This is a genomic window from Aeromicrobium sp. 50.2.37 (genome assembly GCF_024655735.1).
Taxonomy (GTDB): Bacteria; Actinomycetota; Actinomycetes; order Propionibacteriales; family Nocardioidaceae; genus Aeromicrobium.
Genome location: NZ_JANLGG010000034.1, coordinates 18303 through 31227, shown reverse-complemented (window position 1 = coordinate 31227; position 12925 = coordinate 18303). Strand labels below are relative to the sequence as shown.

14 protein-coding genes are annotated in these 12925 nt (G+C 70.9%); 8 read left to right on the top strand and 6 right to left on the bottom strand.

Annotated features, from left to right (window positions below; genetic code table 11):
• The 3 genes from sucB to NUV38_RS15320 all read left to right on the top strand — a co-directional run.
• Window positions 1-1779: 2-oxoglutarate dehydrogenase, E2 component, dihydrolipoamide succinyltransferase (gene sucB, locus NUV38_RS15330; protein WP_257729953.1), on the top strand; the 1779-nt coding region annotated here is incomplete at its 5' end.
• A 9-nt stretch (window positions 1780-1788) separates the two neighbouring features.
• Window positions 1789-2694, top strand: coding sequence for a TIGR01777 family oxidoreductase (locus NUV38_RS15325; protein ID WP_257729952.1), 906 nt, complete (start codon window positions 1789-1791; stop codon window positions 2692-2694).
• A complete protein-coding gene (locus NUV38_RS15320) occupies window positions 2684-3190 on the top strand; it encodes a DinB family protein (RefSeq protein WP_257729951.1) in 507 nt (168 codons plus the stop codon). Before NUV38_RS15325 ends, NUV38_RS15320 begins: the two co-directional genes overlap by 11 nt.
• Here NUV38_RS15320 and NUV38_RS15315 read toward each other — a convergent pair.
• Window positions 3182-3607 (bottom strand): hypothetical protein, encoded by a 426-nt coding sequence (locus tag NUV38_RS15315; protein WP_257729950.1) that lies wholly within the window; start codon window positions 3605-3607, stop codon window positions 3182-3184. The two genes, NUV38_RS15320 and NUV38_RS15315, sit on opposite strands and share 9 nt — an antisense overlap.
• 68 nt (window positions 3608-3675) lie before the next feature.
• On the opposite strand from NUV38_RS15315, the gene lipB reads away from it, so the two are divergent.
• Window positions 3676-4404: a lipoyl(octanoyl) transferase LipB gene (lipB, locus tag NUV38_RS15310; protein WP_257729949.1), complete on the top strand. Its 729-nt coding sequence runs from the start codon at window positions 3676-3678 to the stop codon at window positions 4402-4404.
• Between the two features lie 4 nt (window positions 4405-4408).
• Here the strand turns inward: lipB and NUV38_RS15305 are convergent, their stop codons facing one another.
• The 4 genes from NUV38_RS15305 to NUV38_RS15290 all read right to left on the bottom strand — a co-directional run bounded on the left by NUV38_RS15305 (window position 4409) and on the right by NUV38_RS15290 (window position 8763).
• The gene (locus NUV38_RS15305) at window positions 4409-5602 is read right to left on the bottom strand and encodes an ABC transporter permease (RefSeq protein WP_257729948.1); all 1194 of its coding nucleotides are present in this window, start codon (window positions 5600-5602) and stop codon (window positions 4409-4411) included.
• Entirely contained in the window at window positions 5599-6477 is an 879-nt protein-coding gene (locus tag NUV38_RS15300; protein ID WP_257729947.1) for an ABC transporter ATP-binding protein, read from the bottom strand. Before NUV38_RS15300 ends, NUV38_RS15305 begins: the two co-directional genes overlap by 4 nt.
• Before the next feature lie 364 nt (window positions 6478-6841).
• Window positions 6842-7495, bottom strand: coding sequence for a response regulator transcription factor (locus tag NUV38_RS15295; protein WP_257729946.1), 654 nt, complete (start codon window positions 7493-7495; stop codon window positions 6842-6844).
• The gene (locus NUV38_RS15290; protein WP_257729945.1) at window positions 7492-8763 is read right to left on the bottom strand and encodes a sensor histidine kinase; all 1272 of its coding nucleotides are present in this window, start codon (window positions 8761-8763) and stop codon (window positions 7492-7494) included. The genes NUV38_RS15295 and NUV38_RS15290 overlap by 4 nt, the downstream gene beginning before the upstream one ends.
• Window positions 8764-8868: 105 nt before the next feature.
• Between NUV38_RS15290 and lipA the strand changes: the two genes are divergently transcribed.
• Genes lipA through NUV38_RS15275 form a run of 3 tightly spaced genes read left to right on the top strand, consistent with a single transcriptional unit; the run spans window position 8869 to window position 10885 of the window.
• On the top strand, window positions 8869-9807 hold the full coding sequence (gene lipA, locus NUV38_RS15285) for a lipoyl synthase (protein WP_200914523.1): 939 nt from the start codon (window positions 8869-8871) through the stop codon (window positions 9805-9807).
• 20 nt (window positions 9808-9827) lie between these two features.
• Entirely contained in the window at window positions 9828-10532 is a 705-nt protein-coding gene (locus NUV38_RS15280) for a DUF4191 domain-containing protein (RefSeq protein ID WP_055965639.1), read from the top strand.
• Complete coding sequence (locus tag NUV38_RS15275; protein ID WP_257729944.1) at window positions 10532-10885, top strand: hypothetical protein; 354 nt, start codon at window positions 10532-10534, stop codon at window positions 10883-10885. The genes NUV38_RS15280 and NUV38_RS15275 overlap by 1 nt, the downstream gene beginning before the upstream one ends.
• Window positions 10886-10900: 15 nt before the next feature.
• Here the strand turns inward: NUV38_RS15275 and NUV38_RS15270 are convergent, their stop codons facing one another.
• On the bottom strand, window positions 10901-11284 hold the full coding sequence (locus tag NUV38_RS15270) for an RDD family protein (RefSeq protein WP_055965635.1): 384 nt from the start codon (window positions 11282-11284) through the stop codon (window positions 10901-10903).
• Window positions 11285-11484: 200 nt separating this feature from the next.
• On the opposite strand from NUV38_RS15270, the gene glnA reads away from it, so the two are divergent.
• Complete coding sequence (gene glnA, locus NUV38_RS15265) at window positions 11485-12906, top strand: type I glutamate--ammonia ligase (RefSeq protein ID WP_055965632.1); 1422 nt, start codon at window positions 11485-11487, stop codon at window positions 12904-12906.
• Window positions 12907-12925 lie beyond the last annotated feature (19 nt).

The following is a 12925-nucleotide window of genomic DNA, read 5'->3' as shown; positions in this document are numbered from 1 at the left end:
CCCTCCCCCGGCGCCCGCACCAGCCGCGACCTCCAGGTCCACGACCACGACACCGTCGAGGGCGGCGCCGACCTCGCCGTGATCGGTGACGCCGACGAGAGCCCGTCGGACGACGGTGGTTCCGACGAGGCGCCCGCCGAGCCGGAGGACACCGAGGACGCCGACGTCGAGGAGGGCTCCTCCGACGACGAGGGCTCGTCCGACGACCAGGCACAGGCCGAGCAGCCCGGCGAGGAGCCGGCCCGCGAGTCCGACGGCACGCCCACCAACCAGGACGGCGAGGAGCCCCACCTGGAGACGAACCAGACCGGCGAGGGCACCGAGGTCAAGCTGCCCGAGCTCGGCGAGAGCGTCAGCGAGGGCACCGTCACCACGTGGCTGAAGGCCGTCGGCGACACCGTCGAGGTCGACGAGCCCCTGCTCGAGATCTCCACCGACAAGGTCGACACCGAGATCCCCTCCCCGGTCGCCGGCACGATCCTCGAGATCAAGGTCGACGAGGACGAGACCGTCGAGGTGGGCGCCGTGCTCGCCATCGTCGGCGACGCCTCCGCGGCCGGTTCGTCCGGTGGCGACTCCGGCTCGTCGAAGGACGAGGCTGCGGCCGACTCCGGCGAGACCGACCCCGCCGAGGATCCGCAGAAGGCCGAGGAGCTCGAGGAGGCCGCCGAGGCCGAGAAGAGCCAGCCGGAGAAGGCCGACGAGGTCGCGAAGTCCGACTCGGGCTCCAGCGCACCCGCCCCGACCGCAGAGCCGGAGAAGCAGGCCCACCCCGAGAACGAGGCCCGCCCCGAGCCGACGAAGGACGCCCCGCAGCAGAGCTCCGGTGCCTCGACCCAGAGCGGCGGCGACACCTACGTGACGCCGATCGTGCGCAAGCTGGCCAAGGAGCACGGCGTCGACCTCGCCGCCGTCACCGGCAGTGGCGTGGGCGGTCGCATCCGCAAGCAGGACGTGCTCGACGCGGCCAAGAAGGCCGAGGAGCAGAGCAAGCCCGCGGAGCAGGCGCCTGCGGCCGCTTCGGCACCCGCGGCGGCCGCCGCCTCGACCGAGCCGTCGCCCCTGCGCGGCAAGACCGAGAAGGTCAGCCGTCTGCGCAAGGTCATCGCCGCGCGGCTCACCGAGTCGCTGCAGATCTCGGCCCAGCTCACGCAGGTGCACGAGGTCGACGTCACCGAGATCGCGCGACTGCGCGCCAAGCACAAGAACGCGTTCCTCGAGCGCGAGGGCGTCAAGCTGACGTTCCTGCCGTTCTTCGCGAAGGCCGTCGTCGAGGCGCTCAAGGCCCACCCGACGCTCAACGCCGCCCTCGACCTCGAGGAGGGCACCGTGACCTACCCGTCCGGTGAGCACCTGGGCATCGCGGTCGACACCGAGCGCGGTCTGCTCGTGCCGACGATCAAGGACGCCGGTGACCTCTCGATCGCGGGCCTGGCCCGCAAGATCGCCGACGTCGCGGAGCGCACGCGCACCAACAAGATCTCGCCCGACGAGCTCTCCGGTGGCACGTTCTCGATCACGAACCTGGGCAGCAACGGCGCCCTGTTCGACACGCCGATCATCAACCAGCCGCAGGTCGCGATCCTGGGTGTCGGTGCCGTGGTCAAGCGTCCGGTCGTCATCACCGACGCGCAGGGCAGCGACAGCATCGCGGTGCGCAGCATGGCCTACCTGGCGCTCACCTACGACCACCGCCTCATCGACGGTGCCGACGCCGGCCGGTTCCTGACCGCGGTCAAGGAGCGGCTGCAGAGCGGCTCGTTCGAGGGCGAGCTGTGATCGGCTGACATGCACGTCGTCATCGGCGGTGCCTCGGGCTTCCTGGGCTCGGCCCTCGTCTCGCACCTGCGGGACGAGGGTCACCAGGTGACCCGCCTCGTCCGGTCGGGAAGCCCCGGCCCGGACGCCTCCCTGTGGGACCCGCGCAAGGGTCGGGTCGACCAGGTGCTGATCGACCGGGCCGACGCGGTCGTCAACCTGTCCGGGGCCACCATCGCCCGGTGGCCGCGCACCAGCTCCTACAAGAAGGAGCTGTGGTCCTCGCGCGTCGACGCCACCACCACGCTGGCCAAGGCCGTGGCCGCCTCCGACTCCCCCACCGTGCTGCTGTCGGGCTCGGCCATGGGGATCTACGGCGCCGACCGTGGTCAGGAGCCGCTCACCGAGGGCGCCGCCCACGGAGACGGCTTCCTCGCCGACCTGTGCGTCGCGTGGGAGGCCGCCGCCGAGCCTGCCGTCCAGGCCGGGCAGCGGGTCTGCCTGCTGCGCACCGGCCTGCCCCTCGACGACGAGGGCGGCCTGCTCGGCCCCATGCTGCTGCCGTTCAAGGCCGGGCTGGGTCCGCGGCTCGGCAAGGGCACGCAGCGCATGTCGGTCATGTCGCGGCGCGACTGGGTCCGGGCCGTGGCGTTCCTGCTCGAACGCGACGACCTCTCCGGTCCGGTCAACCTCTCCCTGCCCGACGCCCCCACCAACGCGGAGTTCACCGACGCGCTCGGCGACGCCCTGGGTCGGCCGACGTTCCTCGTCGCCCCGGCGCCCGCACTGAAGGTGGCGCTCGGGGCGCTGTCCGACGACCTGCTGGGCTCGCTGCGCATGGTGCCCGCCGCACTGCAGGCTGCCGGGTTCGTCTTCGAGGATCCCGACCTGCGTAGTGCGCTCGCGTCGGCACTCGCCGACGACCGTGCTTCCTGAGCCCACCGGGACCCATCCCGACACCGCCGAGTCCCTGGTCCGGTACCTCGCCTTCTTCCGGGCCGAGGTCCGGCGCAAGATCGACGGTCTCGAGCCGGACGCGCTCCGCACGACCGTCCTGCCGTCGGGCTGGACGCCGCTCGAGCTCCTGTCGCACCTCGTGCACATGGAGCGACGGTGGTTCGTGTGGGGCTTCCTCGGCGAGCCGCTGCCCGACCCCTGGGGCGACCAGGGACCGGACGGACGCTGGTCGACCACGGACTCGCCGGAGTCGCTGCTCGCACGGCTCGAGGCGGGCGGGGCGCGCACCGAGTCCGTGCTGCGCGGGCACCCGCTCGCCACACGCGCAGCCCTCGGTGGTCGCTTCGACGCGGACCCACCCACGTTGCACGCCATCGGCTTCCACGTGCTGCAGGAGTACGCGCGGCACGCGGGTCATCTCGACGTCGTGCGCGAGCTCGTCGACGGTTCGGTGGGCGAGGACGCGTCAGCGTGAGGCCACGACCCGCCACCCGTTCGCAGTGTCCTCGAGGGTGACCAGACGGCGAGTGGGCTCGTCGCTCGGCAGCGTGTGCCCGGCACCCCTGGCCACGGCCCTCGTGGGCCCGAGGCGGTCGACCACGTCGAGGACCACGCGGTCGCGGTCGCGCTCGACCACTCGGCAGGACGACCGCAGTTGGGCCATGCCCTCGAGCCGCAGCGAGCGCTCGGCGTAGTCCTCCAGCACCTCGACGTCGCGCTCGCGCAGGCCGTCGGACGCGTACACCGCCGCGAGCCGGTCGACGTCGGCCTGGACGAACGCGTGCGCACGCTCGGCGTCGAGACGGCCGAGCAGCAGGCACTCCTCGGCGGTGTCGCCCGGCCCGAGCAGGGTGCCCCACCAGGTGACGAGGGCAGCGAACCAGGCAGTCATCCCCGCAGCGTGCCCGGCGCGGCCGCGAGGGTCGAACGCGTGTCCACAGGCGGGCTACCGTAGGAGGCGTGACCCTGGAGATCATCGACGACTGGTACGGCGAGCGCGCTCTGGACTACGAGGCGGCGTGGGAGCTGCAGCGCGAGCTGCACGCCCAGCGCGTGGCCGGCGAGATCGACGACACCGCCCTCTTCCTCGAGCACCCGCCCGTCTACACCGCGGGCAAGCGCACCGAGCCGCACGAGCGTCCGTTCGACGGGACCCCCGTCGTCGACGTCGATCGCGGCGGCAAGATCACCTTCCACGGTCCCGGCCAGCTGGTCGGCTACCCGATCACGAAGCTCCCGTCGCACGTGCTCGTCGTCGACTACGTCCGGCGCGTGGAGGAGGCCCTCATCCGCGCAGTCGCCGACCTCGGCGTCGCGGCCGGTCGGGTCCAGGGCCGCTCGGGCGTGTGGCTCGCGGCCGACGCCCGTGGCGCGGAGCGCAAGGTCGCCGCGATCGGCATCCGCGTGACCCGCGGCGTCACGATGCACGGCTTCTCGCTCAACGCCGACGTCGACCTCGACTGGTACGACCGGTTCGTCCCGTGCGGCATCGCCGACGCCGGCGTCACCACGCTGTCGAAGGAGCTCGGGCGCGACGTGACCGTCCCCGAGGCCGCGGCGGCCGTCCGCCCGCACCTGGAGGACCTGCTCGCCTGGGAGCCGTACACGCCGTCGCCGGACCTGCAGACGGCCGAGCACGGGCACCCCCCGGAGGTGCCCGTGCTCGGTCTTCCCGGACTGGCCGGCTGACGCCTCAGGCGTCGGAGCTGGCCAGCGCCTCGCGGTAGGAGATCTTGTCCCCGGTGCGCAGCAGGGTCCGCTCGTAGACCGCTGCCCCGACGCGCACCATGACCGCGGCGACCACGATCGTGCCACCGAGCGCGACGGCGATCTGCCAGATCGGGACAGCACCCTCGGCCATCCGCGCCGGCATGAGCATGGTGGAGACGATCGGGACCATCGACAGGACCTCCTTGACAGCGTCTCCGGCGAAGAAGTACACGAAGTACGGCACCATCAGCAGCATCTGCGCGGGCATCGTCGTGGACTGCAGGTCCTGCTGGCGCGACGCCAGGGAGCCGGCGACGGCCCAGAGGCTCGCCAGTGCGGCGAAGCCGATCACGAAGAACCCGATGTAGCTGATCATCGCCGGGGCCACGACCTCGAGCCCGGACAGCTGGCCCGTGACCGCGAGCCCGATGGCCGCCGCGGCGACGAACAGGACGATCTGCCCGATCGCCAGCACGGTGCTTCCGGCGATCTTGCCCCACAGGAGCTGGCGGATCGGGACGGCGGCGGCGAGGATCTCGACGACGCGGCTCTCCTTCTCCTGCGTCACGCTGCCGGCGATGGCCATCCCGAAGCCGATCGCGGTCAGGAAGAACAGCAGGATGAAGCCGAAGGCGGCTGCCTGCCGCAGGCCCGCGTCCTTCGACGCCGGGTCGAGCAGCCGCTCCTGCGTGGTGGTCCCGGACTGCAGGGCGCCCAGGTCGACCTCCTGCGCGGCGGCGTTGCTCTCCAGCGCCTGGGAGGACACGGCGATCTCGAGCGCCTGGGAGACGGTGGAGTCGACGTCGCGGTCGCCCACGACCTCGTAGCCGTCGCTGGTGGCCAGGAGCGCCGCGTCGGCGTCCCCGTCCTCGACCAGACGCTCGGCCGCCCTGGTGTCCTCGACCCGGTCGGCCTTGATCGTCACCCGGTCGTCGAGGTTGGTCGCGACCGCGGACGCGGCATCGACCGCCTCGGCGGCTGCCGGGTCGACCACGGCGACGGTGCGGTCCTGGTCGCGTCCCTGGAAGAAGTCGGCACCAATGATGCCGCCGAGGATGATGACGAACGACAGGACCGTGGTGATCAGGAACGACTTCTCCCACACACGGGTGGTGATCTCACGCTGGGCGACGACGCGCCAGAGGTTGCGCGTGCCGCGGGGGCTGGAGGTGCTCATCGGACGGACTCCTTGAAGATCTCGGAGAGGGGCTGGTGGTCACGGGCGATCTCGATGACCGCGCTGCGCTCCCCGACGTGGCGGACCAGCTCGGGCGCGGTCAGGCCGTCGAGGTCGAGCAGGGCCGTGGGCCCGTCGACGTCGCGGACGACGACGCCGCGCAGGTCGCGGAGCCAGGCGGCGTCCTCGCCGTCGAGGACCACGCGGTAGCGGTCGGCGCCGCGACCGCGGAGCTCCTCGACGGGTCCGGCGGCGACGAGGCGACCACCGGACAGGATGACGAGGTCGTCGCACAGCCGCTCGACGAGGTCGAGCTGGTGGCTGGAGAACAGCAGCGGAAGGTCGCCCGCCTCACGCTGGAGCAGGTCGACCATGGAGTCGACGGCGAGCGGGTCGAGACCGCTGAACGGCTCGTCGAGCACGAGGGCTGCGGGCCGGTGGACGAGGGAGGCAGCGATCTGGATGCGCTGCTGGTTGCCGAGGGACAGCTCGTCGAGGAGGTCGTCGGCGCGGCCCTCGAGGCCGAAGTGGCCGAGCAGCTCGTCGGTGCGGCGGCGTCCCTCGTCGGGGGTCATGCCGTGCAGGCGCGCGAAGTACACGAGCTGGTCGCGCAGCTTCATGCGCGGGTAGAGGCCGCGCTCCTCGGGCATGTAGCCGAAGGAGCGGCGCACCTCGGCCGTGGCGGGCTCGCCGTTCCAGAGCACCTCCCCCGCGCTGGGTGCGAGCACGCCCATGATCATGCGCATGGTCGTGGTCTTGCCCGCGCCGTTCGCCCCCACGAATCCCGTGGTGCGCCCCGGTCGGACCTCGAAGGAGACGTCGTCGACGACGGTGACGTCCCCATAGCGTCTGGTGAGCTTCTCGACGGTGATCATGCGTCCACGCTAGGGATCCGAAGGACGGTGGCGCATCGGCCGCGCGGCCACATCTCCCTCCCCCACACGGCTACTCGGGCCCACCCCCGCTCCGCCGGTCGAGTGATCCGCTCCCCCGTCTCCGCTAATCCGCTCCCCGGTCTCCGCTGGTCGAGTAGCAGGCACGGCGAGCGCCAGCGAGCTCGTGCATGCGTATCGAGACCACTCCGGGCGGATCAGCGCTCAGCCGTGTCCCTCGCCTGGGTCTCGACACTCACCGGGTCTCGATCTCCGTCGCGGCTACGCCCCCCGCGCGACGGCTCCATTGCCTGAACCGCTCCCGCCCCCGCAAGCGGGAGGTACCCCCAGCTGCGCTCGCTCGGGTTCAGTCATCCATCAACCCTGACTCGAACGCGACGATGACCGCCTGCACCCGGTCGCGGGCACCCAGCTTCGTGAGGATGCGTGACACGTGCGACTTCACGGTGGCGCCGCTGACGAACATCTCCGTCGCGATCTCCGCGTTGCTGAGCCCACGGCCGAGCGCCTTCAGGACGTCGCGCTCGCGCTCGGTGAGCTCGTCGAGCACGCTCGCGTCGCCCCTCGACCGTCCGGTGGAGCGGGCGATGACGCGCTGGGTCACCTCCGGTGCGAGCAGCGCGTGACCCTGGGCGGCGAGCCCGATGGCGCTCACCAGGTCCTCGGGCGGGCAGTTCTTCAGCAGGAACCCGCTGGCACCGGCCTGCAAGGCGGCGAACAGGTACTCGTCGTCGTCGAAGGTCGTGAGGATGAGCACGCGGGCGTCGGGGTGGTCCTGCGCGATGCGGGCCGTGGCGGTGATGCCGTCGGTGCCGGGCATCTGCACGTCCATGAGCACGACGTCGGGCCTCAGCGCCGCGACCTGGCGCAGCGCCTCGTCGCCGTCGCGCGCCTCGCCGACGACCTCGATGTCGGTCTCGACCTCGAGGATCATCGAGAACCCGGCGCGGATCAGCTCCTGGTCGTCCACCAGCAGCACCCGGGTGGTCTGGTCGCTCATGCGTCCTCCTGGTCGACGGGGATGCGGACCCGGACCCGGAACCCGCCGGAGGGCCGGGGACCGATGTCGGCGATCCCTCCGTGCATGCCGGCCCGCTCGCGGATGCCGTCGAGCCCGAAGCCGCCGGACTCCCCGCTCGGGTCGGTGCGTGTGGGACCGTCGTCGAGCACCTCGACCTCCACGGCCGGGCGTTCGCCCGAGTCGGTCAGGTAGCGGACGGTGATCCGTGCCGACGTGGCACCGGAGTGACGGCGCACGTTGCTGAGCGCCTCCTGGGCCACGCGGTACAGCGACAGCCCCACGGTGTCCGGCACGGGGAACGGCGTCCCGACGACGTCGACCACGACGGCAGGACGTTCCGTCGTGACGGCGAGCGCCTCGACGTCGGCGAGCCCGGGCTGCGGCCCCCGGTCGGCCGACGGTGCCTCGTCGTCGGAACGCAGGAGCCCGACGATCTGGTGCATCTGGGACACCGCCTGCCGCGACGACGTCTCGATGGCGGTGAGCGCCTCGCGGGCCCGGTCCGGTCGCGACTCGAGCAGTCGCCCGGCTCCCGCGGCCTGGACGCCGATGCCGCTGACGTGGTGCGCCACGACGTCGTGCAGGTCACGGGCGATCCGGACCCGCTCCATCTGGACGGCCTGCTGCTGCTCGAGCCCCTGCACGGCCCGCTCACGCTCGCGCTGGTCCGCGACCATGGCGCTGCGGCGGGCGCTGAGGTAGGCCGACTGGCCCCAGGCGATGGCGCCGAAGAAGTAGACGACGTTGATGGCCAGGCTGTAGATGACGAGCGCCACCTTGGGCGGGAGCAGCCCGGTCTGCTCGCCGAGCGGCGCCATGGTCCCGTTGTTCAACGACCACAGCAACCAGCCGAACATGCCGATGAGCACGAGCCAGGTCACCGCCCACAGCGCTCGCGGGGCGCGGGACCACGCCCAGGCGGCGTAGAGAGCGGCGAACATCGCCATCTGGACGGTGAACACCACGCCGAGCTCCAGCAGCCGCTCGCCGATCACGACGAAGACGGCCGACACGAGCAGCAGCACCGTGAGCGGGAAGCGGCGGCGTCCGCACAGGGCGAGCCCGACGAGCCCGAACCACAGGTAGGCCTCCACGCCCTTCCAGCCCATCGAGGCACCGGACGCGCTGGCGTACACCTCGACCGAGGCGACGCTCACGAGAGCGGTCGCGATCCCGATCAGCACGTCGGTGCGAACCTGGTGCCGGGTCGGTCGCGGACGCGTCCACGAGCGGTCGAGTCTCCTCACGCCGCGACCCTATCGAGGCTACGCGCGCGTAGCCCTCCGAGCGGGTCACGGCTGGGGCGGCGGCGTACTGTGGAGGGCGTGACGATCGCACCCGAAGGCCGCAAGATGCTCAGGCTCGAGGTCCGCAACGCGCAGACCCCCATCGAGAAGAAGCCCGAGTGGATCAAGACCCGCGCCAAGATGGGGCCGGAGTACAACGAGCTGATGAAGCTCGTGAAGGGCGAGGGGCTGCACACGGTCTGCCAGGAGGCCGGCTGCCCCAACATCTTCGAGTGCTGGGAGGACCGCGAGGCCACCTTCCTCATCGGCGGCGAGCAGTGCACGCGGCGGTGCGACTTCTGCCAGATCGACACCGGCAAGCCGTCCGCGCTGGACCTCGACGAGCCGCGTCGCGTTGCCGAGAGCGTGCAGAAGATGCAGCTGCGGTACTCGACCATCACCGGTGTGGCGCGCGACGACCTGCCCGACGGTGGCGCGTGGCTGTACGCCGAGACGGTGCGCAAGATCCACGAGCTGAACCCGGGCACCGGCGTCGAGAACCTGATCCCCGACTTCAACGGCAAGCCCGACCTGCTCGAGCAGGTCTTCGACTCCCGGCCCGAGGTGCTCGCGCACAACGTCGAGACCGTGCCGCGCATCTTCAAGCGGATCCGTCCGGCGTTCACCTACGAGCGGTCGCTCGGCGTCATCACGCAGGCGCGCGACTACGGCCTGGTCACCAAGAGCAACCTGATCCTCGGCATGGGCGAGACCCGCGAGGAGGTCTCGCAGGCGCTGCGCGACCTGCACGAGGCCGGCTGCGACCTGATCACCATCACGCAGTACCTGCGGCCCAGCCCGCGCCACCACCCCGTGGAGCGGTGGGTCAAGCCCGAGGAGTTCGTCGAGCTCAAGGACGAGGCCGACGAGATCGGCTTCGCCGGCGTCATGTCCGGCCCGCTCGTGCGCTCGTCGTACCGCGCCGGCCGCCTGTACCAGCAGGCCGTCGAGAAGCGTCAGACCACGGGCGAGGTCGTGCTCCGCCACACGGACGGCGTCGCGTAGCCGCATCGTAGGATGGGGTCATGTCCAACCCCGCCGCGCCACCGAAGGGACGCCTGGCCCAGCTGCGCCAGGCGTACACGATCACCAAGCAGAACGACCGCAACATCGGGTTGATCCTGCTGCTGACGTTCCTGATCGGCGCCGGTGTGACCGCCATCCTCGGCGTGCTCGTGCTGGGCACGGGCCTGTTCGGGACGATCATCACGGTCGTCTTCTCGATCCTCATCGGCATCCTCGCGCTGCTGGCGGTCTTCGGCCGTCGCGCCGAGAAGGCCGCCTATGCCCAGGTGGAGGGCCAGCCCGGTGCCGCCGCCGGTGCGCTGCAGATGATGAAGCGCGGCTGGAACGTCAAGCCTGCGGCCGGGTTCACCAAGAACCAGGACGTCATGCACCGCGTGATCGGTCGCCCGGGCATCGTCCTCGTGGGTGAGGGCAACGGCTCGCGCGTGCGCAGCCTGCTCGCGGCCGAGCGCAAGAAGCACGTGCGCATCGTCGGCGACGACGTCCCGGTGATCGAGGTCGTCGTGGGTCGCGGCGACGGCGAGGTGCCGCTGCCCAAGCTGGTCAAGCACCTGCGCAAGATGCCGAAGTCGGTCAAGCCGGCCGAGCAGACGGCGATCATCAACAAGCTGAAGGCGCTCGACGCGATGCGTCCGACCGCACCCATGCCGCGTGGGCCCGTGCCCACGAGCATGAAGGGTGCGCGCCGGGCGATGCGCGGTTGATGCACGGGTCGACTCGCTGGCGGGGCCTGGCCGCCGCTGTCGCAGCTGCGGCCGTGCTGACCGGGTGCGGGGGCAGCGCGACGCCTGGTGAGATGTCGGCGCAGACGTACCGCTCGCTCGAGGCGCGCGGCGACCAGCTGACGCCCGAGACCGCGAAGGACCGGGGCGCCACCGACGACGACGAGCTCGCGCAGACCTTCCTCGACGAGGGTGGCGCGCCCGCCCCGTCGGGTGCCCAGTGCCTGTACGCCAAGACGTCGTACCGCGACTCCTACCGCGGCGTGGCGCGCTTCTGCTTCGAGGGCGACCGCGCGGTCTCCGTGGAGCGCAACCGCGCCGACCTCGACCAGTAGGTCAGCCGCGCACGCTCAGGTGCGCGACGCGGACGGCGGGGTGCGACGTGCGACCCGCGAGCCCGACACGATCTCGTGCAGCCCGCGCTGGTCCTCGTTCTGGATGAGTGCCGGGACCACGAGGCACAACAGCGCGGTGCGCAGCGCGGCCCTCGGCACGCCGATCGGGCGACCGTCGGGGCCGACGACGCCGATGCTCATGATCCGCTTGCCGATCGAGAAGCCGAGCGTGCCGGTGAGCAGGGTGACCTCGAGGAAGAACACGCCGAGCGTGTAGAACGAGCTGACCGCGCCCTCCCCCGCCAGCGGGGTGCGGGTGACGGCCACGACGCTCAACGTCGCGACGGCCCAGTCGATGAGGAGCGAGACCAGTCGGCGGCCGAACGAGACGTCGTACACGCCGGTGAGCCTATCGGCCCGGCCCGAGCCGCTGAGGTCGTCACCGCTGGTTCACCTGTCACAGGGACTTGTAACATGCCGGAAACAATGGAGTGACGACCGGGAAACTGCCTCTGCATAGCGTCGACGACGCGGACGCCGAGGCGGCCGCTCCCGCCACATCGACGAGAAGGCCACCAGCGCGTGGCCGAGGAGGCCCCATGTTCGGCAATGCCGACGAGTTCTTCAAGTACGTCAAGGACGAGGGCGTCGAGTACCTCGACGTCCGCTTCACCGACCTGCCCGGCATCCAGCAGCAGGTGACGCTGCCGGCGTGGACGTTCGACGCCGACGCCGCCGAGAACGGTGTGGCCTTCGACGGCTCGTCGATCCGCGGCTTCCAGAGCATCGACCAGTCCGACATGGTGCTGTTCCCCGACTTCGGCACGGCCTACCTCGACCCGTTCAAGGCCCGCAAGACGCTCGCCATGGAGTTCTTCGTCCACGACCCGATCACGGGTGAGGCGTACTCGCGCGACCCGCGCAACATCGCTCGCAAGGCCGAGGCGTACCTGGCCACCACCGGCATCGGCGACACCGCCTTCTTCGCCCCCGAGGCCGAGTTCTACATCTTCGACCGCGTCAACTTCGGCACGAGCGCCAACAAGTCGTTCTACGAGATCACGTCGCTGGAGTCGGCCTGGTCCACCGGTGGGGACCTGACGGACAACCGTGGCTACAAGGTCCGCTACAAGGGCGGCTACTTCCCCGTCGCGCCGACCGACCAGACGGCCGACCTGCGCAACGACATGATGTCGAACCTCGCCGACGCGGGCCTCGTCCTCGAGCGCGGCCACCACGAGGTCGGCACCGCCGGCCAGGGCGAGATCAACTACAAGTTCGACACGCTGCTCAAGGCAGCCGACGACGTCATGAAGTTCAAGTACATCGTCCGCAACACGGCCTGGGCCGCGGACAAGACGGTGACCTTCATGCCGAAGCCGATCTTCGGCGACAACGGCTCGGGCATGCACGTGCACCAGTCGATCTGGAAGGACGGCTCGCCGCTGTTCTACGACGAGGCCGGCTACGGCGGACTGTCCGACCTGGCGCGCCACTACATCGGCGGCATCCTGAAGCACGCCCCGTCGCTGCTGGCGTTCACCAACCCCTCGGTGAACAGCTACCACCGTCTGGTCCCGGGCTTCGAGGCCCCGATCGCGCTGGTCTACTCGGCCCGCAACCGTTCGGCCTGCGTCCGCATCCCGATCACCGGCTCGAACCCGAAGGCCAAGCGCATCGAGTTCCGCTGCCCCGACCCGTCGAGCAACCCGTACCTGGCGTTCTCGGCCCTGATGATGGCCGGCATCGACGGCATCAAGAACAAGATCGAGCCGCCGGCCCCGATCGACAAGAACATCTACGAGCTGCCGCCTGAGGAGTACAACGAGATCGACATGGTCCCGACGTCGCTCAACGCGGTGCTCGACAACCTGGAGCAGGACCACGAGTTCCTGACCCAGGGCGACGTGTTCACGCCCGACCTCATCGAGACGTGGATCGACTACAAGCGCACCGAGGAGATCCTCCCGGTCCAGCTGCGTCCGCACCCGCACGAGTTCGAGCTGTACTACGACATCTGATCGACGAGGTCGCTGAGCA

Bases quoted from the DNA above. Each gene is read 5' to 3' on its own strand.
- NUV38_RS15305 (WP_257729948.1), bottom strand. From the start codon at position 5,602: ATGAGCACCTCCAGCCCCCGCGGCACGCGCAACCTCTGGCGCGTCGTC.
- NUV38_RS15315 (WP_257729950.1), bottom strand. From the start codon at position 3,607: ATGACTGCCTGGTTCGCTGCCCTCGTCACCTGGTGGGGCACCCTGCTC.
- NUV38_RS15300 (WP_257729947.1), bottom strand. From the start codon at position 6,477: ATGATCACCGTCGAGAAGCTCACCAGACGCTATGGGGACGTCACCGTC.
- NUV38_RS15280 (WP_055965639.1), top strand. From the start codon at position 9,828: ATGTCCAACCCCGCCGCGCCACCGAAGGGACGCCTGGCCCAGCTGCGC.
- NUV38_RS15275 (WP_257729944.1), top strand. From the start codon at position 10,532: ATGCACGGGTCGACTCGCTGGCGGGGCCTGGCCGCCGCTGTCGCAGCT.
- NUV38_RS15295 (WP_257729946.1), bottom strand. From the start codon at position 7,495: ATGAGCGACCAGACCACCCGGGTGCTGCTGGTGGACGACCAGGAGCTG.
- NUV38_RS15325 (WP_257729952.1), top strand. From the start codon at position 1,789: ATGCACGTCGTCATCGGCGGTGCCTCGGGCTTCCTGGGCTCGGCCCTC.
- glnA (WP_055965632.1), top strand. From the start codon at position 11,485: ATGTTCGGCAATGCCGACGAGTTCTTCAAGTACGTCAAGGACGAGGGC.
- lipA (WP_200914523.1), top strand. From the start codon at position 8,869: ATGCTCAGGCTCGAGGTCCGCAACGCGCAGACCCCCATCGAGAAGAAG.